At 66.6% G+C, this 22,008-nt stretch carries 19 protein-coding genes and 1 riboswitch; of the genes, 6 read left to right on the top strand and 13 right to left on the bottom strand.

Going from position 1 to position 22,008, the window contains the following annotated elements; genetic code table 11:
• Positions 1-87 precede the first annotated feature (87 nt).
• A complete protein-coding gene (locus tag AC5P5W_RS12015) occupies positions 88-2,109 on the bottom strand; it encodes an acyltransferase family protein (protein ID WP_197574522.1) in 2,022 nt (673 codons plus the stop codon).
• Positions 2,110-2,301: 192 nt separating this feature from the next.
• Positions 2,302-5,550, bottom strand: coding sequence for an autotransporter family protein (locus AC5P5W_RS12010; protein WP_495221164.1), 3,249 nt, complete (start codon positions 5,548-5,550; stop codon positions 2,302-2,304).
• A 319-nt stretch (positions 5,551-5,869) separates the two neighbouring features.
• On the opposite strand from AC5P5W_RS12010, the gene AC5P5W_RS12005 reads away from it, so the two are divergent.
• The 3 genes from AC5P5W_RS12005 (at position 5,870) to AC5P5W_RS11995 (ending at position 9,666) form a co-directional block, all read left to right on the top strand.
• The gene (locus AC5P5W_RS12005; RefSeq protein ID WP_197574524.1) at positions 5,870-8,299 is read left to right on the top strand and encodes an autotransporter outer membrane beta-barrel domain-containing protein; all 2,430 of its coding nucleotides are present in this window, start codon (positions 5,870-5,872) and stop codon (positions 8,297-8,299) included.
• A 456-nt stretch (positions 8,300-8,755) separates the two neighbouring features.
• The gene (locus AC5P5W_RS12000; protein WP_197574525.1) at positions 8,756-9,166 is read left to right on the top strand and encodes a hypothetical protein; all 411 of its coding nucleotides are present in this window, start codon (positions 8,756-8,758) and stop codon (positions 9,164-9,166) included.
• A gap of 128 nt (positions 9,167-9,294) precedes the next feature.
• The gene (locus tag AC5P5W_RS11995; RefSeq protein ID WP_142235433.1) at positions 9,295-9,666 is read left to right on the top strand and encodes a DUF805 domain-containing protein; all 372 of its coding nucleotides are present in this window, start codon (positions 9,295-9,297) and stop codon (positions 9,664-9,666) included.
• An 885-nt stretch (positions 9,667-10,551) separates the two neighbouring features.
• Here AC5P5W_RS11995 and thiL read toward each other — a convergent pair.
• From thiL to AC5P5W_RS11970, 5 genes are all read right to left on the bottom strand, one after another.
• Positions 10,552-11,514 (bottom strand): thiamine-phosphate kinase, encoded by a 963-nt coding sequence (gene thiL / locus AC5P5W_RS11990; RefSeq protein WP_197574526.1) that lies wholly within the window; start codon positions 11,512-11,514, stop codon positions 10,552-10,554.
• 125 nt (positions 11,515-11,639) lie between these two features.
• Positions 11,640-12,119 carry a transcription antitermination factor NusB gene (gene nusB / locus AC5P5W_RS11985; protein WP_005408062.1) on the bottom strand — a complete coding sequence of 160 codons (480 nt, stop codon included), beginning with the start codon at positions 12,117-12,119 and terminating at the stop codon, positions 11,640-11,642.
• Positions 12,116-12,583 (bottom strand): 6,7-dimethyl-8-ribityllumazine synthase, encoded by a 468-nt coding sequence (gene ribH, locus AC5P5W_RS11980; RefSeq protein WP_005415267.1) that lies wholly within the window; start codon positions 12,581-12,583, stop codon positions 12,116-12,118. The genes nusB and ribH overlap by 4 nt, the downstream gene beginning before the upstream one ends.
• Before the next feature lie 160 nt (positions 12,584-12,743).
• Complete coding sequence (ribB, locus tag AC5P5W_RS11975) at positions 12,744-13,844, bottom strand: 3,4-dihydroxy-2-butanone-4-phosphate synthase (protein ID WP_014645922.1); 1,101 nt, start codon at positions 13,842-13,844, stop codon at positions 12,744-12,746.
• A complete protein-coding gene (locus AC5P5W_RS11970; RefSeq protein ID WP_014645921.1) occupies positions 13,841-14,467 on the bottom strand; it encodes a riboflavin synthase in 627 nt (208 codons plus the stop codon). Before AC5P5W_RS11970 ends, ribB begins: the two co-directional genes overlap by 4 nt.
• 77 nt (positions 14,468-14,544) lie before the next feature.
• Positions 14,545-14,690, bottom strand: a riboswitch (FMN riboswitch).
• Positions 14,691-14,991: 301 nt separating this feature from the next.
• Here AC5P5W_RS11970 and AC5P5W_RS11965 point away from each other — a divergent pair.
• The 3 genes from AC5P5W_RS11965 (at position 14,992) to AC5P5W_RS11955 (ending at position 17,175) form a co-directional block, all read left to right on the top strand.
• On the top strand, positions 14,992-15,612 hold the full coding sequence (locus tag AC5P5W_RS11965) for a hypothetical protein (protein ID WP_014645920.1): 621 nt from the start codon (positions 14,992-14,994) through the stop codon (positions 15,610-15,612).
• Positions 15,613-15,766: 154 nt separating this feature from the next.
• The gene (locus tag AC5P5W_RS11960) at positions 15,767-16,651 is read left to right on the top strand and encodes a hypothetical protein (protein ID WP_197574527.1); all 885 of its coding nucleotides are present in this window, start codon (positions 15,767-15,769) and stop codon (positions 16,649-16,651) included.
• Between the two features lie 146 nt (positions 16,652-16,797).
• Positions 16,798-17,175: a hypothetical protein gene (locus AC5P5W_RS11955; RefSeq protein ID WP_289213861.1), complete on the top strand. Its 378-nt coding sequence runs from the start codon at positions 16,798-16,800 to the stop codon at positions 17,173-17,175.
• Between the two features lie 36 nt (positions 17,176-17,211).
• Here the strand turns inward: AC5P5W_RS11955 and ribD are convergent, their stop codons facing one another.
• The 6 genes from ribD to glyA form a co-directional block, all read right to left on the bottom strand.
• On the bottom strand, positions 17,212-18,297 hold the full coding sequence (ribD, locus tag AC5P5W_RS11950) for a bifunctional diaminohydroxyphosphoribosylaminopyrimidine deaminase/5-amino-6-(5-phosphoribosylamino)uracil reductase RibD (RefSeq protein WP_197574531.1): 1,086 nt from the start codon (positions 18,295-18,297) through the stop codon (positions 17,212-17,214).
• 120 nt (positions 18,298-18,417) lie between these two features.
• Positions 18,418-18,939: a transcriptional regulator NrdR gene (gene nrdR / locus AC5P5W_RS11945; protein ID WP_010481984.1), complete on the bottom strand. Its 522-nt coding sequence runs from the start codon at positions 18,937-18,939 to the stop codon at positions 18,418-18,420.
• 152 nt (positions 18,940-19,091) lie between these two features.
• Complete coding sequence (locus AC5P5W_RS11940; RefSeq protein ID WP_014645916.1) at positions 19,092-19,541, bottom strand: hypothetical protein; 450 nt, start codon at positions 19,539-19,541, stop codon at positions 19,092-19,094.
• Positions 19,542-19,568: 27 nt separating this feature from the next.
• Positions 19,569-19,988, bottom strand: coding sequence for a hypothetical protein (locus AC5P5W_RS11935; RefSeq protein ID WP_046428774.1), 420 nt, complete (start codon positions 19,986-19,988; stop codon positions 19,569-19,571).
• Positions 19,989-19,994: 6 nt separating this feature from the next.
• Positions 19,995-20,468, bottom strand: a complete 474-nt coding sequence (locus AC5P5W_RS11930; RefSeq protein ID WP_142235430.1) for a hypothetical protein — start codon at positions 20,466-20,468, stop codon at positions 19,995-19,997.
• 125 nt (positions 20,469-20,593) lie between these two features.
• Positions 20,594-21,847, bottom strand: a complete 1,254-nt coding sequence (glyA, locus tag AC5P5W_RS11925) for a serine hydroxymethyltransferase (protein ID WP_014645914.1) — start codon at positions 21,845-21,847, stop codon at positions 20,594-20,596.
• Positions 21,848-22,008 lie beyond the last annotated feature (161 nt).

The raw sequence follows: 22,008 nt of genomic DNA, 5'->3' as shown, positions 1-22,008 counted from the left end.
GTGTCGTTCACCTTCGCGCTCCTGTGGAGCCGAGCCATGCTCGGCTGCTCTTCGACCAGATCGCGCAAGCCGAGCGTGGGCTCGGCTCTACACCGTCTTGTCGGCTGCGATATCGATCAGGGTCTGCCGGAAGCTGGGCAGCAGCACGCGGTTGCCATGGCCGCTCAGGTGATCGTTGTCGAAGAACAACGGTTCGCCCTCTTCCACCGCCGAACAGGTCTGCGGCCCGCACAGCAGCGGCAGCGGATCCCACACGGTCATTGACGGGTAACGTGCCGCCAGGTCATCCAGCAGTGCCATCTGCGGCGCCCGCAGCATTTCCAGATCCGCACGCGGCATGCTCAGACCGCCGGCACACGCCGGATTGCGGCGGTTGAACCAGTCTGAACAGCGGTACGCACCGGCCTTGAACAGCGGCAGCGGTGCGTCGATCACCACCTGTACGCCCAGCTTCTGCAAACGCCCCAGCACGCGTTCGGCTTCGTCGCGTGCAGCCTGTGCATGCGCGGGCGTGCGCTCGGCCAGCAGCTGTTGATAGATCTGCTGTGCATCCTGCCGCTGCCAGTCGAACCCACGCAGTTCCGGCATGCGCAAGGCCGCCAGCAGCACGATGTCACCCGGGCGCGCCTCGCGTTCGATGGTCGACAGCGTGTCTTCAATGAAGTCCTGGCAGTCGGCCGGGCTGGCCCGCAGCAGGTTGACGAAGCTGCAGCCGCCGCGATCCTGCTGGCGCACCTCCATGCCGGTCTGCCGCGCGACCATGCTGGTCATGGTGCGATACGCCGCCGCATGCGAGTCGCCGGCCACGAACAGGCGCCGCCCTTCAAGCGCCGGCGCACTCACCGGTTCCAGCGGGCGCCACGCCGGGTAGCGACGCGCCTGCCATGCGTAGCCGTTGCGGGTGACGCTGAGCGAGACCTGCTCGTGGTACTCGACCGTGGCCCAGGCGCCGGCACCGCACAGCGCCACCAGCGGAAACGCCATCGCCAGCACCTTGGCCGGTGCCAGCCGCAGCAGCGGCGCCGCACTGCGCAGCGGGCGCTCGATGAAGTGGTAGGACGCGGCCGACACCGCCAGCAGCAGCACCGGATACAGCCACAGCGCGACGCCATGCAGACCATACGTCCAGCGCAGCAGTACCAGCAGCGGCCAATGCCACAGGTACAGCGAATAGGACAGCCGACCCAGGTAGGCCAGCGGTGCGCAGCCCAGCGCACGGGCGATGCGCGATGTCCCCGCTGTCGACACGCCCGCCAACAGCAGCAGGGTACCGGCCACGGTCGCCAGCACGCCCGGCACCGGCATCGCCAACTGCGGGGCGATCAGCACACCCGCGGCCAGCAGCGCCAGGCCCGCCACGGCAGCCGCGTCGCTGCCCTGGCGTGGCGTACGTTTATGCATCCACTGGTAGAGCAGCGCACCCGCGGCCAGCTCCCAGAACCGCGCCGGCAGCAGATAGAACGCCGACGCCGGCGCCGATTGCGCCTGCCAGCCCGCCCACGCCAGCGACAGCACGGTGAGCACCGGCAACAGCCAACGCGACCCCGGCCAGCGCTCGCGCCCGCGCAACCACACGAAGAACAACAGCGGGAAGACCAGGTAGAACTGCTCTTCCACACCCAGCGTCCAGGTATGCAGGAACGGATTGAGTTCAGCGCCGGGCGAGAAGTAATCGTCCTGCTGGCCGGCCAGCACGATGTTGCTGAAACCGACCAGCGCGGCCCAGCCGGTCTGGTCGAACTGTTCATTGCGCCACGCGCGGGGAATGAACAGTGCCGACAGTACGAAGGTGGCCAGCAGCATCACCAGCAGCGCCGGCAACAGGCGCAGCACGCGACGCCGGTAGAAATCGAGCAGCATCGCACCCAGCGATGCTTGGGCGCGCGAGGCCAGCGACTGGCTGATCACGAAGCCGGACACCACGAAGAACAGGTCCACACCGGTGAAGCCGCCGGGCAGCCACGTCGCGTTGGTGTGGAAAAGGACGACGGCCAGCACCGCCAGTGCACGCAGGCCATCGATGGCGGCGTTGTGGGAACGTTCGGGAGAGGACACGCGGGCAACCGGCAGAAGACAGGGCGGCAGCATCGCCACCGTTTGCGCAGTCATTCAATGGACAATCGCGACAGACGTGGACAACGTTCAGGTCCAGTCCCGGATCGGCGCGATTGTAGAGCCGAGCCCTGCTCGGCTGACCTTCGTCCAGATCGCAGTGAGCCGAGCATAGGCTTGGCTCTACAGCAGCAACTGGGGGTCAGAGCCCATTGCCTTGGCAATGGGATCCGACCCCGCTTCATGCGCTTACCAGGCCATGCGCAGACCCAGCTGGCCGCCTACGTTGCGGTAGCCATGATCGCCGCGCTGCACGCTCACGCCACCCCACGCACCCCAACGCTGGCCCAGCCTCAGCTCGGCACCGGCCTGCACTTCATAGCGGTTGCGCGGCACGTCCGCACCCAGCGTGCCGCCGTTGAACTGCAACGTACTGGTGCCGCTGCCACGCAGCCAGTTCACGCCCAGGTACGGCTGCACGGTGTTGCCGGCGGCCGTGCCATGGCCGAACACACGCACGCCCAGGCGCCCGCTAAGGCCACCGGCGTCGGCATGGTCGACCACCGTACCGTTGCTCTCCACGTGGCGATCGGCGCGGAAATCGACATGGCTCAGCTGCAGTTGTGGCTGCACATACAGTGCGCTGGCGGTGTCCTGCCACACATTGAATGTGTAGCCGGACTCCAGTGACGCAGTGGCCATGCGCGAGTCGTAGTGCTCCGGCGCCAGGCCGATGCCCTGCACGCGGTTATCGAAGCGGCCGTACTGCAGGGCTGCATCCACATACGCGCCCCGCGTGCCGTCCGCTTCCTGCATCCAGGTGCCGTACCCACCCACGGCGCTGCCACGCACCCGGCCCTTGGCGCTGTAACCGGTCAGATCGGACACTACGCTGCTGTCGGCGCGGCCGCTGCCCAGCATCACACCGGCAACCGCGTTGCCACGCTGCAGCAGGTCAGTGCCGATCTGCAACATCGAGGTGTTGCCATCAATCGACAGCTGGCCGCCGACCGCGCTGAAATCCGCCTGCTGCCGACCCACGCGTGCCCAGGCCTGGCGCTCGCCGTCCATCGAACGTGCGCCATTGCGCTCGTGCATGCGGTGCGCGAACAGGTTGATCGCCGCCGACTGGTTGGCCAGGTAAGCCCCCGCTTCCGGGCGCAGCACCGGTGGCGGCAGGATCGGATCGCCCGGATCAGTCGGATCAGTCGGATCAGTCGGATCAGTCGGATCAGTCGGATCGGTTGGATCCGGATCCGGATCCGGGCCCGGATCGACCACGCACCCCGGTGCGGCCGGGTCGTCCTGGCAGATATCGAACCACTGCGAACGCAGATACCAGTTGCCATCGGAAGGATCGGCCAGGCCGCCCTGGAACAGGAAGTACTCGTACGATCCGCCCACCGCGCGGCCGCTCAGCGTGTAACTCGCCAGCGATGCACCGTCGATCTCGATCAGCGCGATGCCATCCACTGTAGGTGCGCCTACGCCACCGATGTTCTTCACCGCGATCAGCGCGTCGCCGGAGCTGTCGCCGCGGACGTGCAGGCGGTCCATCGCGCTGTCATCGCCGGCCAGCGTGCCCTGGAACAGGAACGTCGCCCCTGCGCTGTGCAGGTCGCCGTCCACGGTGAGCGTATTGAAACGGCCGCTGCCGTCGGACAAGGCCACGCCACTGTTGAGTACCTGCAACTCGCCCACCGTGGCATCACCGGTCAGCGTCCACTGGCTGCCGTTCTCGATCGCCATCGTTTGCACCAGATCCGACGAACCCTGCCACAGCGAACCATCGGCCAGCCGTACATGCACGTCCGACTGTGGCGGCAGCCCAGCGTCCTCGTCCTCCGGGGTGATGGCGATGTCACCGTCCATCCGCGAGCGGCCCTCCAGCACCACATCGAAGCGCCCGGCCACTGCGGCATCCAGTGCCAAGGCGATGCCATTGCCGCCCGATACCACCGCACCATTGGACAGGGTCAGGCCCGGGTCGCGGCTGCTACGCAGCCATACGCCACCATGCTGGACGCTCACCAGCGAGCCGCCGTCGATACGCATCCGACCGTTGTCATTGATCACCGCCGCCCACGCGCCCTCGCCTTCGGTGCGTACATGGGTGTTGTTCAAAGCGATCTGCCCAGCACCACCGGCAATGACACCGTGCGAGGATCGGCCGACGGTCTGCAAGCGGCTGTCGACCAGCGTGACGGTCCCGCCGGTGCGCGCAATCGCCGCAGCAGACCCATCTCCTTCGGTCAGCACCTGGGTATCGACCGCCTCGATCACGGGCGGCCGCCCCGCGCCGCCCTGCGCATACAGACCATGGGCAGAACGCCCCCCTGTGCGCAGGTTGGTACTGAAAAGCTGCGCGCTGCCGCCTCGTGCATCAAGGCCGAACCCACCGTCTCCCTGGGCCACCACTGAAGACTCACTCAGCACCAGCGTGGAATCGTTCGGCATCCAGATGGCGGTACCTGCAGACGTTGCAAGCGAGCTGCGTTCCACTGTCACGACGTTGCCTCGGCCATTGATATCCAATGCGACCAGCTCGCTGCGGACACTGCTGTCACGCAGGTTCACGCTGCCATTGTCCATCAGCCTCAGTCCCGTATTGCCGGACAGCTCGCTGCTCTGCACGTCCAGCGCACCACCTGACTGATCGACGGCGCGACCATGGGTGCCCTGCACGCTGATGCGGCTGTCGGAAACGTTTACGCTGCCTCCCATCGCCAGACCGACGGCGGCGTCACCGCGCATGTCGATGTCCACACCCTTCATCACCAGGCGCGCGCCGCGATGCGCCGTTGCGGCCACACCCGAATGACCCACGCGTCCAATGCTCGCGTCCTGCAGGACGACCTCGGCCGTGCCGGTCGCCAGGACACCATTGCCCGCGTCACCCGCCATGTCGATGTGGACCCCATCCAGCGTTGCTGTGCCCGCATTCGCATACAGACCGTAAGTACCGTAGCGGTTCACCTGCAACTGAGCGCCCTGAACCTGCAGCGTGCCCCCCATCAACCGCAGCGCATCGCCGCCAGTGCTGCGGACCTGCACGTTTCTCAGCACGGCATCCGCGCCCTGCACCTGTACCCCGTGGGCGCTGTTGCCGCGTGTCTCGATCACTGCATCGGCGGCCTCCAGTCGGGCGCCTGCGGCAACTGACGCGCCTGCTGCGGAGATGCCGGTGGTGCTCACCGATGCACCCTGCAACAAGATCAGACTGCCGGCGCCCTCGGCGTGCGCAGCGTGCGCTCCGCGTCCTTCGGTAGAGAGATTGACCGGCCCTGTCGGAAGAATGCGGCCGCCGTTGATTGCGTAGAAGGCATGCCCCGACGGGTCGCCCGGCAGCACCGGCTCAGTGGTGTGGTAATCGCCTTCGGCAGGCATCTGGTCGTCGCCGTCGGCCACGATCTGCTGGGCCGAGGCGGGAATGCTGGCAAGCAGTGCAATGGCGAGGGCGGCGGCCAGCGCATGGTGGCGTGGGGTGAGTGTATGCATGGGGTTGCTCCTGAAAGGAGGCGCCATGCTCGTCATCTCCTGTCACTGCCTCCATCGAATCACTTGCAACCCGCCTGCGACAGGCTGTCGCAGTGCTGGCTGAAAGCTGAAGGCGCTACCGGTGTTCAGTGTGCTTTACAACTTTTTGCATGGGTTCGGCCGGGCTGCGCACAGAGACTGGCGCCAGTAGAGACACGTGACTTCGCAATTGCCCACCCTTCACGCCATCATCACGGAGATGAAGGATATACGGCACTTCGTCTGAATGCGGTTGCGTCGTGTCGCGTCTCTCCCCCTTCTCCGACACAAGGATTCCCCCATGAAGCGCACCGCCACCGCATCCCATCCTCCGACGCCGCGCCCGCTGTTCCGCAGCCTGTTGCTGGCGCTGGCGTCCCTTCCCGCCGGGGTCGTTTTGGCCGGCGATCTCGATGGCCAGACTGCGGAGGTCGGTGCTGGCGATCCGGTCGAAGCGTGGACGTTGAAGAACGGCTCGCTGCTGACCGTGAACGGAGGAGCGGCCCAGACCATTCTGGCCGATGACTCCCGCGTAACGCTGGTTGCTTCGACGGTCTCGCGCAAGCCATCGGGCGACTACGCCGAACATGCCGTAAAGCTGGATGGAAATTCGCTGCTGGACGCGCGTGACAGTACTTTCGTGGGGAACCTGCGAGTACAAGATCAAGCGCAGGTTACGCTTTCCGGCTCTCACGTTGTGGTCTCGCCCGGTGCAGGCCAGCAACCTAGTGACAGGCAGTCCGTAGGCCTGGACTTTTCCGGGATGAGCGTTGGCAGTGGGCGCATCCTGCTCGACGCAAGTACCGTCAGGGTTGATGCCCTGCTCACGAGCAGTGGCTATCCTCTCTCGGACGGCGTGGGGGCACTCATGACCCATGGCAGTCTCGTGCTGCACAACCGCTCCCGTATCGATGCCGAGAATCATGGTGTTGTCATCTCGCCAGTCGCAAACGGACAGAATTTCGAGGTGCATTTGGACCGTTCAACCCTGTCGGCCAAGAGCGCGGCAGCCATCTGGGTCCATGGCCGTGCCAGTGATGCTCACATCGATGTCGCCGTTGCCAACGGCAGCCAACTGCATGGAGGGGATGGAATTCTCATCCAACTGAAAGGGCGGACCGCTGTCGCAGCTGGCCGCACCACAGTCGATTTCACTGTCGATGACTCGCGCATCGCTGGCGATGTGGTGCTGGACACGACAACGGTCCCCAACGGCATGATCAACGTGGAACTGCGCAACAAGGCACAGATCGACGGCCGCTTCTTCAACGTCACCTCGGCCAGCATCGACGGCGACAGCACCTGGCTGATGTCCGGCGACAGCACTGTCGGTCATCTCGCGCTGGGTAGCACCGGCACGGTGGCGCTGGGCAATGGCAGTACGTTCAACACGCTCACCGTGGATACCTTCGACGGGGCCGGTGGCACCCTGCTGTTCAACACCCAGCTGGGCGACGACAGTTCGGCCACCGACAAGCTGATCATCAAGGGCGACGCCAACGGCCAGGCCAACGTGCGTGTGCTCAATGCCGGCGGCGCAGGCGCCAAGACCGACAAGGGCATCGAGCTGATCCGTGTGGGCGGTGCGTCCAATGCGCAGTTCGACCTGCAGGGCCGCGCGGTGGGTGGGCAGTACGAGTACTTCCTGTTCAAGGACGCGACCAACGGCGGCTGGTACCTGCGCTCGGAACTTGCCGGGGTGCCGGATCCGTGTGTGATCGACCCGACGCTGCCGGAGTGTAAGCCGGTCGATCCGGTGGACCCGGTGGATCCGGTGGATCCGGTCGATCCGGTCGATCCGATCGACCCCACGCCGGTGCTGCGCCCGGAAGCCGGCGCGTACCTGGCCAACCAATTCGCGATGGACCAGCTGCTGCGCCATGGCTGGCGCGACCGCCAGGGCGGCAACACCTCCGCCATTGATGGCGTGCGTGGCTGGGCCCGCGTGGACGCTACACAGATCAAGCTGTCGGCGGTGGAAGACCAGCTGGACCTGCGCGTGGACCGCTCGCGCCTGCAGCTGGGTGCGGACATCGGCGTGTTCGACAACGGCCAGGGCCGCGTGGGCGTGATGGGTACGCTGGCCAAGTCCGACGCCACTTCACGTTCACAGCTGACCGGCTACAGCGCACGCGGCAAGCTCAACGGCGGCGCGCTCGGCGTGTACGGCAATTGGAGCAACGATGCACTGTATGTGGATGCCAGCGTGCAGCGCGGCCACTTCCGCAACCGCGTGCAGGGCGAAGGCCTGGCCGAGGAACGCTACGACTCGGACATCTGGCAGAGCTCGCTGGAAGCCGGCTACCGCTTCGGCATCGGCCAGATCGGCAGCACCGCGCTGAGCCTGCAGCCGGAACTGCAGCTGGTCTACACCGACGCCAACACCGATCGCCACGAGGAAGCCAACGGCACGGTGGTGCGCAGCCTGGGCGACAGCGGTCTGTCCGGCCGCGTGGGCCTGCGCCTGCAGGGCGAAGGCCGCAGTGCCGCCGGCGCGTCGGTCAGCCCGTATGTGGTGGCCAACTGGTACCGCGATGGCGCCAGCAACGGCATGGCGTTCGACGATGAAGCGCTGAAGGCCAGCGTGCCGCGCAACCGCTACGAGTTGAATGCCGGCGCGCGCGTGGACTTCCGTTCCGGGCTGAGTGCGTGGGGTGGCTTCGGCGTGATGCGCGGTGACCACGGGTACCGCGAAGCGACGGCCAATCTGAGCATGTCGTACAAGTGGTGAGGTAGAAGCGCGTTCTACTTTCTGTAGAGCCGAGCCATGGTCGGCTGCTTCTCGATGAGATTGTGATGAGCCGAGCGTCGGCTCGGCTCTACACGAATGTCGCGATCGCCACGCTGTGGCGTGCGCCGCACGATTGCAACGCTTTCGAACTTTCCAACAATTCTCATTGGCGGCACTGGCGCTTCATGCAAATCATGTAGCGCCACCGACAATGGGTGGCACGGGCTTCCAATCCCGTTCGGTTAATGTCGTTTACGCTTGCCTGCCGGCGTCGCCCTTTCCTTGTTGGGTGGCGTCGGCAGGCATTCTGTCCGCGCACCTATGGCGGGCGGTGCGTGGGGGCCTCGTGCCCGCCGGCGTTTGACGACGTTAGCCACCGGTATTGGAACCACGCACCGTCCGCCACCCTCGCTGTTAAGCAGGGTGGCCCCTTGCCGCTTGCACAAGGACGCCGCCATGACCGCTTCCCCTTACCCGCACCTGTTCGCCACCCTGGGCGAGGCCGCCACGCGCCTGCCCGATGACCTGGCCCGCACGCTGGAAGACACCTTCGTTGCGCTGCAGAGCGGCAACAGCGCCGGGGCCATCACCCTGCAGGCGTGCCTGCAGTACATCCGCCAGGGCGATGCCGCCGATGGCCAGCCGTGGCCCGGCAGCAACCGCACACCCGGACAGCGTTTGGCCTTGGCGCGCATCGACCGCGCCAATGCAGGGCTGAGTTTCCTGCTGGAACTGCTGCACGCCACCGAACGTGTGCGCGTGGACGGGGATATCGACCAGCAGATGGGTGACGGCGCGCGCGAAGGGCTGTTGCTGGCCTGCCGTGGGCTGGCCGAGTATGTGGATGTGCAGTTGCGGGCGGTGTAAGCATCCAACGACGAGAAGTGCGGGGAAGCGCTCAGTTCAGTTGCACGCTGCGCGCAATTGCAACGATTCCGATGGCTCATCATCACAGGAGCACCAATAGTGCGCACTTCTTTTCAGGGAGTGCCCGGATGCACAAGATGATGATTCCGCTTGTCCGCTATGCACAGTTCAATGGCCGCGCCAGCCGCGGTGAGTTCTGGTGGTTCCAGTTGTTCATCATGATCCTGTTGATACCGTCGAATGTGCTGGGCTTCATTGCTGGCTACACCGGTTCAAGCACGCTGGCACTGATATCGACGGGCGTGGGCGCGTTGGTGTGGCTGGCGATCATCGTGCCGATGATTGCAGTGACCGTGCGCCGCCTGCATGACACCGACCGTTCCGGCTGGTGGTGCCTGCTGATGCTGGTGCCGATCGTGGGCCTGGTGGTGCTGGTGTTCCTGCTGCTACCCGGCACGCCGGGCAACAACCGCTTCGATACAGCGGTTCCGCACGTGTAACCCGCCCGCGTTGGTGGGTGTCGACCTTGGTCGACACGCTGTTGGCACGGGCGGCTGACGCATTCGTGCCAACCAAGGTTGGCACCTACCAGAGCGCACCGATGCGCCTCCGCTTTGGTAGGTGTCGACCTTGGTCGACACGCTGTTGGCACGCGCGACTGACACATCCGTGCCAACCGAGGTTGGCACCTACCAAAGCAACACCGAGGTGTTCCCGCCTGGGTAGGTGCCGACCTTGGTCGACACCATGTTGGCACGGGCGGCTGACACATCCGTGCCAACCAAGGTTGGCACCTACCAGAGCAACACCGAGGTGTTCCCGCCTGGGCAGGTGTCGACCTTGGTCGACACGGTGTTGGCACGCGCGGCTGGCACATCCCTGCCAACCAAGGTTGGCACCTACCAGAGCAACACCGAGGTATTCCCGCCTGGGTAGGTGTCGACCTTGGTCGACACGGAGTTGCCACGCGCGGCTGACACATCCGTGCCAACCAGGGTTGGCACCTACCAGTGCAACACCGAGGTGTTCCCGCCTGGGTAGGTGTCGACCTTGGTCGACACGCTGTTGGCACGGGCGGCTGACACATTCGTGCCAACCGAGGTTGGCACCTGCCAGAGCAACACCGAGGTGTTCCCGCCTGGGTAGGTGTCGACCTTGGTCGACACGCTGTTGGCACGGGCGGCTGACACATCCGTGCCAACCGAGGTTGGCACCTACCAGAGCGCACCGATGCGCCTCCGCTTTGGTAGGTGTCGACCTTGGTCGACACGCTGTTGGCACGCGCGGCTGACACATCCGTGCCAACCAAGGTTGGCACCTACCAGAGCAACATCGATCTGACCCCACCCCGAAGCTTGGCACCCAGCAGGGCGGTACCGCTGCGGCTACGCGAAGTGCTGGTAACCGCCGTCGGCGGCTTCGCCATCCACATGCACGCCCTGCCCTTCGGCAATCCGACCGATGCGGGTGAGCGGCACGTCCAGCGATTCGGCGAGGTAGTGCAGTGCGTCGCGCTGGTCGGCGGCGGCGGTGAAGCACAGTTCGTAGTCGTCGCCCCCGCGCAGTGCGCAGTCGCGCGCAGTGTCGCGGCCGAGCAGCTCACGCAGCGCGTGCGAGATCGGCAGCGAATCGGCGTCCACATGCGCGGCCACGGTGCTACGCGTGGCGATATGACCGAGGTCGGCCAGCAGGCCGTCGGACACATCCACCGCCGCGTGCGCGAAGGCCCGCAGGCGCAGGCCCAGGGTCACGCGCGGCGTCGGCCGCAGCAGGCGCAGGCGCAGGCTTTCGTAGTCGGCCAGCAGCGTGGCGGTGGCGATGCTCAACGCACCTTGTTGCCACAGGCGCAGCGCGCCGGCGGCATCGCCCAGCGTGCCACTCACCCAGACATCATCACCCACCTGCGCGCGGTCGCGCCGCAGGGCCTGGCCACGCCCGACCTGGCCCATCGCGGTCACCGACAGCGACAGCGGACCACGCGTGGTGTCGCCACCGATCAGCGCGATGTCGTGCTGGTCGGCCAGGGCGAAGAAGCCATCGGCAAAGGCCTCGATCCAATCTTCAGACGCTTCCGGCAGGGACAGTGCCAGCGTGCACCACGCCGGGCGCGCGCCCATCGCGGCCAGGTCCGACAGGTTGACCGCCAGGGTCTTCCAGCCGATGTCGAAGGCAGGCGTCTCAACCGGGAAGTGCACGCCGCTGTTGAGCGTATCGGCGGTGACCACCAGTTGCTCGTTGGCACGCGGCTGCAGCAGCGCGGCGTCGTCACCGATGCCGAGCAGGATGTCGTCGCGCTCGAGGGTGCGGGCGCGGATGCGGTCGATGAGGGCGAATTCGGCCAGGGACATGGGGCGTTCTGCTTTTTTGTAGAGCCGAGCCATGCTCGGCTGCAGTTCGATCACGCGCCGCATTGCCGAACGCAACCGTGCGCTGCACGGTGAGCCGAGCATGGCTCGGCTCTACAGAAATCGGGTCAGTGACCCGATTCGACCTTGCGCCATTCCACGGCGGCACGATCCAGCACGCCGTTGACGTAGGTGTGGCCGTGTTCGGAACCGAAGCGCTTGGCCGATTCGATCGCTTCGTTGATCACCACGCGGTATGGCACGTCCAGGCGGTAGCGCAGCTCGTAGGCGGCCAGGCGCAGCACCGCGCGTTCGATCGCGTCCACTTCCTCGATGCCACGGTCCAGGTACGGGCCGAGCGCTTCGTCGATGTCACGACGGTTGTCGAGCACGCCGTGCAGCAGCGCCTCGAAGTACGCCAGGTCAGCAATTTCACGGGCCTGCTCGTGGGCGAACTGGGCGATCAGCGACTGTGCGTTGCCGCCGGAGATCTGCCAGGCGTAGATGGCCTGCACGGCACGACGGCGGGCGCGCGAGCGCAGCACCGGATCGACGCCATCGCGGCGGACGGGTTTACCGGAGGGCTTGCCCTGGGTGTTCTTGTTCATGGCAGTTGCTCCAGCAGATTGACCATTTCCAGTGCGGCGAGTGCGACTTCCTCGCCCTTGTTGCCGTGGCTGCCGCCTGCGCGGGCCTCGGCGTCTTCAACGCGTTCCACCGCCAGCACGCCGTTCAGCACCGGCACGCCGAAATCCAGCTGCACGCGCATCAGGCCTTCGGCGCAGCGGTCGGCCACGTGTTCGTAGTGGCGGGTGTCGCCACGGATCACGCAGCCCAGGGTGAGGATGGCGGCGTGTTCATGGGCGGCGGCCAGGCGCGCGGCCACCAGCGGCAGTTCCCAGGCACCCGGCACGCGGATCACGTCGATGTTGGCTTCGGTGATGCCGTTGCCGGCCAGGCTCAGGCGCGCGCCTGCGACCAGCGCGTCGGTGATGCGGGCGTTCCAGCGGCTGGCCAGGATGGCGAAGCGCGCCGACTCGGGAGTGCGAAGATCGCCTTCGTAGTGGCTCATATGCGGCTTGGGGACTCGATAAGGGGGTAATTCTAGCGTGGATGGGCCCCGGCCGTGGCTGGCGGGGGCCCGCAGGGTGTGCCGACCAACGGTCGGCACCCACCGGTGGCATGGGGTCGGCACCCACCGGTAGTGCCGGCCGCTGGCCGGCAATCCCCCATTACAGGGTGACCGTCTCCACCACTTCCAGGCCGTAACCGGCCAGGCCAACCTGGCGGCGCGGGGTGCCCAGCACCCGCAGCTTGCCCAGGCCCAGGTCAGACAGGATCTGTGCGCCGGCACCGTTGCGGCGCCACTGGCCCACATCCTTGTCCTTGCCCGGCACCACCGGCGCCGGCTGCTGGCGCAGGCGGGCCAGCAGGGCTTCACCGTCGCGCGGGGCCGACAGCACCACCATCACGCCGGCGCCCTCGGCATCGATCGCGCGCAGGGCATCGGTGGCCGCCACGCCGAAGTCGTCGCGGCGCCAGTGCAGCAGGTCGGCCAGCGGGTTTTCCACCTGCACGCGCACCAGGGTCGGGGTGTCCGCATCCGGCGTGCCACGAACCAGCGCGAAGTGCAGGTCGTGGGCGATGCGGTCGCGGTAGGTCACCAGCTTGAACGGACCGAATTCGGTGTCGATCTCGCGCTCGTCCACGCGCTCGACGGTCTTTTCGGTGGCCAGGCGGTAGGCGATCAGATCGGCGATGGAGCCCATCTTCAGGCCGTGCTCGCGGGCGAACACTTCAAGCTCCGGGCGGCGCGCCATGCTGCCATCCGGGTTCAGGATTTCCACCAGCACGCCGGCCGGTTCCAGCCCGGCGAGCATGGCCAGGTCGACGCCGGCTTCGGTGTGGCCGGCGCGGGTCAGCACGCCGCCCGGCTGGGCGATCAGCGGGAAGATGTGGCCCGGCTGGTGCAGGTCCGACGGCTTGGCATTGGGCTTTACCGCGGTGCGGATGGTATGCGCGCGGTCATGCGCCGAAATGCCGGTGGTGACGCCCTCGGCGGCCTCGATGCTGACCGTGAAGTTGGTCTGGAACTGGGCGGTATTGGCCTGCACCATCGGCGCCAGGCCGAGGTCGGCGGCGCGGCTGCGGGTCAGCGGCAGGCACACCAGGCCGCGGCCGTGGGTGACCATGAAGTTGATGTCCGACGGCTTGACCAGCTCGGCGGCCATGATCAAATCGCCTTCGTTCTCGCGGTCTTCGTCATCGACGATGACCACCATGCGGCCCAGGCGGATGTCTTCCAGGATTTCCGGAATCGGGGCGAAGTTCATGCTGCGTCTCCCTGTGGGTGCTGACCGTTGCTCGGCACACCCATCAATCGCTCGACGTAACGGGCCACCAGATCGATTTCCAGATTGACCGCGCTGCCCACGCCGGTGGCGGAGAAGGCGGTGTTGGCCACGGTGTGCGGGATCAGGGCGACTTCAAAACCGTCGTCGTCCACTTCGTTGACGGTGAGGCTGACGCCGTCAACGCAGATCGAGCCCTTCTTGGCGATATAGCGGCGCAGCGAGGCCGGCGCGGCGAAACGCCAGCGCTGGGCCCGCGCGTCGTCATGGATGGACAGCACCTGGCCGAGGCCGTCGACGTGGCCGCTGACCAGATGGCCGCCCAGGCGGTCGGTCGGGCGCATGGCGCGCTCCAGGTTGATGACCGCCCCTTCGCCCAACTGGCCCAGCGTGGTCAGGCCCAGGGTCTCGGTGGAGGCATCGGCCTGGAAGCTGCTGGCGTCGAACGCGATGACGGTGAGGCAGACGCCGTTGATGGCGATGCTCTCGCCCATCTGCACGTGGTCGAACGGCAGATTCCCGACGTGGAAGGTGAAGCGGACATCGCCGCCGATGGATTCGCGTGCGGCCAGACGGCCGACGCCTTCGATGATTCCAGTAAACAAGTAACGTTCTCCGCGAAAAGTGAGCGAAAAACGCCGCAAGGCAAACAGGCGGGCGCAGGGCCGCGAAGGCCCTGTGGCACCGTCTTCTTTCATCCGGACTATGACCGTCGGCTCCGGCATTGGACCGGATCTGCTGACCCCCGGCCGTGGGCCGGGGCGCTCGCGGGCTCGTGCTTGCGCACCTACCGCCGGTGGGGAATTGCACCCCGCCCTGAAGACGTTTGTGTACCGGCGAACCGGCGCGGCTAGTGTACCAGCCCGTGCTGAACGGGGTGGGATGCCCGGGGTCGGATCCCTTTCCGCTGGACGGGGCTCTGATCCCGGCCCTCTCGAAATCGCTACGGGTCAGAGCCGTTTTCCGACGGAAAACGGATCCGACCCCGTTGCAGGCCGGCTCCAGCCTGTGACGGCCGTCTCTCGCATTTTGTAAAACTTTCATTAAAATCCGCAGCGGGCGACATGAGGTCGCCACGGGCAGCCGCGAGGGCAGGCCCGCCAATGGACTGAAATTCACAGGAATTCCCATGCGCAAGATCCTGATCGTGGCCGCCCTGCTGGCCGCTGCTCCGTTCTCGGCTTCGGCCGACGCCCTGAGCTACACCTACGTGGAAGGCGGCTGGACCCAGGTCCAGGTTGACGACAACGTGCTGGACGACCCGAAGGTCGACGGCGGCTACCTGCGCGGCTCGGTCGCGCTGGCCGAGCAGGTCTACGTGTTCGGTGGCTGGTCGCGCACCAGCAAGACCCGCCACTACGGCGAAGACTCGCTGAAGCTGGAACTGAACCAGCCGGAGCTGGGTATCGGCTACCACATGCCGTGGACCGACCGCCTGGACTTCACCGCCGATGCCGCCTGGGTGCGCCAGAACGCCGAATCGACCCTGCGCTACGACGGCGTGCGTTACCACGGCAAGGACCACACCAACCTGGGCCGCGTCACCATGGGTATCCGCGGCAAGCCGTCGCGCATGACCGAAGCCTGGGCCAAGGCCGGCTACATGGATGGCGGCAACAACTACAAGGGCACCTGGGTCGGCACCGTTGGCGGCCAGGTCAACTTCACCAAGACCTGGGGTGTAGTGGGCGAGATCGCCGGCTACCGCGACGTCACCCAGTACTCGGTCGGCGTCCGCGCCAGCTTCTGATTTACCGATCGCTCCTCGTCGTGCGATCGAACGGGCCCCGCAAGGGGCCCGTTTTTTTTTGGGCCCGCGCGCGCCGGCAGGCGGCCACAGGGCACCATCGGGCCTGCGCAAAGATGCGCTACGCTTGCGCGCCTCTGGAACAGGAAACACCGTCATGAAGACTCCCTTGCGTACCCTGCTGGCCAGCGCCCTGCTGGCGGCCCCGCTGCTGGCCGGCGCCGCCCCGGCCACACTGACGCCCGAACAGGCTTTCGACCTGTACGCACGCGTGCTGCTGGAAGATGACGCCGTGGCGACCCGCGCGCTCAACGATGCACTGAAGCCGGCGTTCGAAGGCCAGGACGCGGTGACCCCGAACCCGGGTGCGCTGGCCAAGGCGCTGGCCGAACCGTGGCAGGTCGTACTAGCCAGCACCGGCGCAAAGGCCGACGCGGCCGCCAGCGAAGCGCTGTATGCCAAGGCCCTGCGTGATTCGAAGTGCCGCGCCAGCAAGAGCGTGATTGAAGACAACGAGTACGTGGAAGACCAGAAGCTGGCGCGCATCACTTTCAGCTGCCAGGTGCCCGACCTCGGCAAGGTGCGCCCGCTGTTCGCCGCCAGCCTTGCAGCCGACGCCAGCCCGGCCGCGCGCAGGCAGTTCACCGACGCCTACACCCAGGCGCTGCAGAGCGGTGCGCGCGTGCCGGTCAGCGGCACCTTCACCCTGTACCCGGCCAAGGACAACGGCTACTGGTACAGCGGCAACTTCGACGATCTGGTGGGTACCGTGACCGGCGCGCTGGCACCGTTCGAGGACTGGATGCAGGACGCGCAGGCGGCCAGCGCACCGAGGGTGACCGGCGTACCCGGCTGTGACCTGCTGTTGCAGCAGCACCGCGCCTGCGTGACGAAGATCGCGCCGGACCAGATCAGTGGCGTGGATGCCATGACCGAAGAACTGAAGGCCAAGGCCAAGGTGAAGTCAGCCGAAGACATGACGCAGGAATGCAAGGCACTGCGCCCGATCGCCGAGATGATGTGGACCGACGAATGCGCGTAAGTGCGATGTAACGCCGAGCCTACGCGCTGCCCAGCGTTGCCGACGGCAAGGGCAACTGCATTTTCAGAACCCTTGCATGGCCCTGCGCGGCCTGCATGGTCAATGCTGTTGCCCTCTTCCACCAGGGCAACCGCATGAAACACCGTATGACGTCGACCGCGCTCATGTTGCTGGCGCTGATGGTGTGCTGGCAGGCCGAAGCGTCCAGGTTCAAAGCCACGAAGATCATCGTCGTCCAACCCTCAGTCGCCTTCGAGTCAGCGCAGCTGAGCGACAGGCACCTGGATGCGTGGATGAGTGAGGATGATCACTGCCGCGACTTCCTGATGTACCACGACCAGTGTGCCGTGCTGGTACTGCCGGATGAGTACGACGACGGTTTTACGCGTCGCCAGTTGCGGTTCAAGGCGAGGCAACTGCCGGGCGAGGCGCTCGGCGCGTACTGCCGCGACCTGCATGTGCTGTGGAAGCAGCAATGGAAAGGCCAATGCCCCGTTGGCGAAGAAGACGACGAAGCGGCCTGACGCCATGGGCGTAGCCCCCTGCCCTGCGTCATTCCTTCATGGGCGCAGCAGCAGCCTGTTGTCCTCGCCGACCTGGCGCTGGTCAACCACGCGCAGGCGACGCTGCTGGTCCATGGCATCAATGCCGAGGCCAGCCAGCAGCGGGCGGCCGTTGTCGCCCAGCAGCGTGGGCGCCTGATAGAGCAGAAGCTCATCGACCCAGCCACCGCGCAGCAGCGCACCGGCCAGTGTCGCGCCGGCTTCGGTGTGCACTTCGTTGATGCCGCGCTCGGCCAGCAGCGCCAGCACCGCGCCCAGGTCCAACCGCCCCTCTGCGCTGGGCACGCTGGCGAATTCGGCGTCGGCCGCGTCCGGTGCGCTCACCGCCGCAGCGTGCAGGTACAGCGTCGGTGCCCCGCCCTCGCGCACGCGGCTGCATTCGAGCGAGCGCAGGCGCGAATCCAGCACCACACGCAGTGGCGCCATCACTTCGGTATCGGCCAGGCGCACGGTCAGCATCGGGTCGTCGGCCAGCACCGTGTCGGCGCCGGTCAGGATCGCACCGGCGCGCGCGCGCCAGTGCTGCACGTCCTCGCGCGCGGCCGGCCCGGTGATCCACTTGGAACTGCCATCGGCCATCGCGGTACGGCCATCCAGGCTGGCGGCCAGCTTCACCCGCAACCACGGCCGATTGCGCTCCACGCGCGACAGGAAGCCCTTGTTGAGCTCGCGCGCCTGCGCCGCCATCAGCCCTTCGGCGACGTCGATGCCGGCATTGCGCAGCAGATCGAACCCACCGCCATCGACCTTCGGGAATGGATCACCCATCGCCGCGACCACGCGCGACACGCCGGCTTCGATCAAGGCCAGCGCACACGGTGGCGTGCGCCCGTAGTGGGCGCAGGGTTCCAGGGTGACGTAGGCGGTGGCACCGCGTGCTTCGGTGCCCGCCTCGCGCAGGGCGAACACTTCCGCATGCGGGCCACCGGCGCGCTGGTGCCAGCCCTGCCCGACCACGCGTTCGCCATGGGCGATCACGCAGCCGACCATCGGGTTGGGGCGGGTGGTATAGGCAGCGCGCTCGGCCAGGCGCAGCGCGTTGGCCATGTGCAGGTGGTCGAGGACGGAGAACGGGGTGGTCATGCGGCCATGGTAACGCTGCCGGTGTTGATCCATGCCGTCAGTGCCAACCAACGGTTGGCACCCACCAGTGAATGCGGCCACCGGTGCCCACCAAGGTTGGCACCCCCAAGGCAGAGGCAGTCAGCCCTTCTTCTTCTTGGTCAGGGCGATCACATCGCCCAGCAGCTGCAGCTGTTCGGTACTGGACGGCAGGTCGCGCTCGAGCTTCTCGATCTCCTCGCGGAAATCGGCCACGTCCTCGAAGCTGCGGTAGACCGAAGCGAAGCGCACGTAGCCGACATGATCGAGCTTGCGCAGTTCGTTCATCACGAACTCGCCGACCTTGATCGAGGGCACTTCGCGCTCGCCGCTGATGCGCAGCTGGTGAACCACCGCACGCACCGCTGCTTCGATCTTGTCTTCGGCCACCGCACGCTTCTGCAGCGCGCGGTCGAAGCCAGCGCGGACCTTGCGCTGGTCGAACGCCTCGCGGGTGCCATCGCTCTTGACGATGGCCGGCAGCTTCAGTTCGACCGTTTCCAGGGTGCTGAAGCGCTCGCCGCAGGCTTCACATTCACGCCGACGACGGATCGTCGCGCCGTCTTCAGAGACGCGCGAGTCGATGACCCGGGTATCGGCATGTTGGCAGAAGGGGCAGTGCATGGAACGCCTGGCTCAGGAAAGTACCTATTGCCACGGTCATGGCAGCGTCGCAAAGGTACCTGAGAAAGGGCGCAGCGGCAAATGCTGTCTGCGCGGAAGTACCTGCATTTCGGCCAACCAGAGCGTCCAGTGAGGTCAGCAGGACCAGACGTTCAACCAGGTGCCGACGGCACCGGGGCCGCGCGTGCCCAGCGCAGCCACGCCAGGTGCCCGGCCATCACCAGCAGCGGCGGGCCGAACCCAAGGAAGGCCAGGGTCGAGATTTCCCCATGCTTGAAGGTGAAGTACAACGCGGCGGCGACCACGGCCAACGCGGCCAGCACCCCCAGCGCAAGGCCGACCCAGGCGACAACCGGTGATTGGCGCAGGCCGGCAACACCGCGCCACAGGAACAGGCCGCTCAGCCACAACCACGACAGCAGGCCGATGATTCCAGCCGACGACCACAGCAGCAACCACGTGTGCTCGTCGCCCGTCAGGTACTTGCCGTCCCATACGACCATCAGCCCCAGCACGGCACCCGTGCCGCCTGCCGCCACGGCGGGCAGGCCCACCAGCAGGCCGGCGATCGCCATCCAGCGTTTGTGCAGACGCTCATCCATGCGTTCGATCTCCTTCCATGGGCCACGTCATGCGCGGCGTTTGATCCACACCAGCATCGCAGCCGGCACCAGCATCGACGGGCCCAGCAGCAACAAGCCGATGCCTTCGGCATGCACGGCGATGCCCCACCACAGCGCCAGCCCCAGCGGGGGCAAGGCGGCGAGACCGCCCGCCAGCAGCATCCACCACCAGAGGCGGTGCACGTGCAGCCCGGCACGCCCCTGCAGCAGAAAACCCGCGCTGAGCCACAACCAGGCCAGGCAGCCGGCAATGCCGGCCAGGCCCCACAGCGGCATCACCGTCACCGAGGCCAGCGTGCCATGACCGAACTGGCCCAGCCCCATCAGCAGCAGCATCGTCGCTACAGCACCGCCCACCACCAGGCTGGGCAGGCCGAAGACCACCGCCAGGATGGCATACAGATACCGGGCGCGGCGCTCATCCACGCGGGCCTACTCCTTTGACCGTGCCGGGCCGGATGGCTCGCCCATGGCGTCGGCACGCAGCCGCAGGAGGATCAACATACCGGTGGGCACCAGCAGGGACGGCCCGGCGAACAGCCCGCTGAGCACGGACGGACCCAGCTCGGCGAAGTAGTACAGCGCCATCGCCAGCAGGGGCAGGCCCGCCAGCACGCCCAGGCCCAGCAGCAGCCACCAGCGGCGTGATGCCATGTGCAGCCCGCGTGCGCCATCGCGCAGCCAGACGATGCTGAGTGCGACCCAGGCCACGAGGCCGGCGATCGCGCACGATCCCCACGCGAACATGCCGGCGGCAAACCACAGTTTGTCCGCGTCCAGCGATACGAGCCCGATCACGCCCATGACCACGGCGATGCAGGCGCCGGCACCGCCGAAGAACAGGCTGGGCAGGCCGAACAGCACCGCCAGTGCGATGTACAGGTACTTGAGGCGGCGCTCATCCATGCGCGGGATTCCTGATGACGGGGTCAGAGCCCTTCCCTGCGGGAAGGGATCCGACCCCTGCGTCGATCCGGAAGGCGGGGTCGGATCCCTTTCCGCCAGGAAAGGGCTCCGACCCCACTCTCCGATCAGCCGTAGACCGGGTACTTGCGGCACTGCGCGCTGACGGCGTCGCGCACGCGGGCGATGACCGCGTCATCGTTCGGTGCGTCGAGCACGTCGGCGATCCAGTTGGCCAGATCCACGCAGTCCTGTTCGACGTAGCCACGGGTGGTCACCGCCGGGGTACCCAGGCGCAGGCCCGAGGTCACGAACGGCGAACGCGGGTCGTTCGGCACCGAGTTCTTGTTGACGGTGATGTGGGCCTTGCCCAGCGCGGCTTCCGCGTCCTTGCCGGACACGTCCTTGCCGATCATGTCCACCAGCATCAGGTGGTTCTGGGTGCCGCCGGAGACGATCTTGTAGCCACGCGCGATCAGCGTATTGGCCATCGCCTGGGCGTTCTTCACCACCTGCTGCTGGTAGGCCTTGAAGCCCGGCTCCAGCGCTTCCTTGAAGGCCACGGCCTTGCCGGCGATGACGTGCATCAGCGGACCGCCCTGGATGCCCGGGAACACGATCGACTGCAGCTTCTTGACCAGGTCTTCGTCGGCGCCCTTGGCGATGATGATGCCGCCGCGCGGGCCGCGCAGGGTCTTGTGGGTGGTCGAGGTGACCACGTGGGCGTGTTCCAGGGGGCTCGGGTAGACGCCTGCGGCGACCAGGCCGGCGACGTGGGCCATGTCGACGAACAGGTAGGCGCCGACCTTGTCGGCGATGGCGCGGAAGCGCGCCCAGTCGATCACCTGCGAGTAGGCCGAGAAGCCGGCCACGACCATCTTCGGCTTGTGCTCCAGGGCCAGGCGCTCGACTTCGTCGTAATCGATCAGGCCCTGGTCGTTGACGCCGTACTGCACGGCGTTGAACAGCTTGCCCGAGGCATTGACCTTGGCGCCGTGGGTGAGGTGGCCACCGTGGGCCAGGCTCATGCCGAGGATGGTGTCACCCGGCTGCAGCAGGGCGAAGTACACGGCCTGGTTGGCCTGCGAACCGCTGTGCGGCTGCACGTTGGCATAGTCCGCATCGAACAGCTGCTTCAGGCGGTCGATCGCCAGCTGCTCGGCGATGTCCACGTATTCGCAGCCACCGTAGTAGCGCTTGCCCGGGTAGCCTTCGGCGTACTTGTTGGTCAGCTGGCTGCCCTGGGCTTCCATCACCGCCGGGCTGGTGTAGTTCTCGCTGGCGATCAGCTCGACGTGGTCTTCCTGGCGCTGGGTCTCAGCGGCGATGGCCTTGGCCAGTTCGGGATCGTAGGATTCGATGCGGACGTCACGCGGGAACATCGGGTACTCCAGCAGGCAGGGAAAAGGGGTACGGCTCAGCCCTCGATTGTAGCTCCGCACTGGCCCGCTGGGGCCGAAACGGACGGGGCCGGCATCCCCGAAGGAATCCGGCCCCGTATGGTTTCGATCGATAGTTGTGGGGTCAGAGCCCTTTCCGTTGG

It is taken from the genome of Stenotrophomonas sp. YJH_SMC_123 (assembly GCF_059368215.1).
This window is presented reverse-complemented; position numbering and strand designations above follow the sequence as displayed.

Coding starts and splice junctions, on each gene's coding strand:
- AC5P5W_RS11960 (WP_197574527.1), top strand. CDS start 15,767: ATGAAGACTCCCTTGCGTACCCTGCTGGCCAGCGCCCTGCTGGCGGCC.
- ribH (WP_005415267.1), bottom strand. CDS start 12,583: ATGAGCCACTACGAAGGCGATCTTCGCACTCCCGAGTCGGCGCGCTTC.
- glyA (WP_014645914.1), bottom strand. CDS start 21,847: ATGTTCCCGCGTGACGTCCGCATCGAATCCTACGATCCCGAACTGGCC.
- AC5P5W_RS11930 (WP_142235430.1), bottom strand. CDS start 20,468: ATGGATGAGCGCCGCCTCAAGTACCTGTACATCGCACTGGCGGTGCTG.
- AC5P5W_RS12000 (WP_197574525.1), top strand. CDS start 8,756: ATGACCGCTTCCCCTTACCCGCACCTGTTCGCCACCCTGGGCGAGGCC.
- AC5P5W_RS12005 (WP_197574524.1), top strand. CDS start 5,870: ATGAAGCGCACCGCCACCGCATCCCATCCTCCGACGCCGCGCCCGCTG.
- ribD (WP_197574531.1), bottom strand. CDS start 18,297: ATGACCACCCCGTTCTCCGTCCTCGACCACCTGCACATGGCCAACGCG.
- nusB (WP_005408062.1), bottom strand. CDS start 12,119: ATGAACAAGAACACCCAGGGCAAGCCCTCCGGTAAACCCGTCCGCCGC.
- AC5P5W_RS12010 (WP_495221164.1), bottom strand. CDS start 5,550: ATGCATACACTCACCCCACGCCACCATGCGCTGGCCGCCGCCCTCGCC.
- ribB (WP_014645922.1), bottom strand. CDS start 13,844: ATGAACTTCGCCCCGATTCCGGAAATCCTGGAAGACATCCGCCTGGGC.
- AC5P5W_RS12015 (WP_197574522.1), bottom strand. CDS start 2,109: ATGACTGCGCAAACGGTGGCGATGCTGCCGCCCTGTCTTCTGCCGGTT.
- nrdR (WP_010481984.1), bottom strand. CDS start 18,939: ATGCACTGCCCCTTCTGCCAACATGCCGATACCCGGGTCATCGACTCG.
- AC5P5W_RS11940 (WP_014645916.1), bottom strand. CDS start 19,541: ATGGATGAGCGTCTGCACAAACGCTGGATGGCGATCGCCGGCCTGCTG.
- thiL (WP_197574526.1), bottom strand. CDS start 11,514: ATGTCCCTGGCCGAATTCGCCCTCATCGACCGCATCCGCGCCCGCACC.
- AC5P5W_RS11955 (WP_289213861.1), top strand. CDS start 16,798: ATGACGTCGACCGCGCTCATGTTGCTGGCGCTGATGGTGTGCTGGCAG.
- AC5P5W_RS11995 (WP_142235433.1), top strand. CDS start 9,295: ATGCACAAGATGATGATTCCGCTTGTCCGCTATGCACAGTTCAATGGC.
- AC5P5W_RS11965 (WP_014645920.1), top strand. CDS start 14,992: ATGCGCAAGATCCTGATCGTGGCCGCCCTGCTGGCCGCTGCTCCGTTC.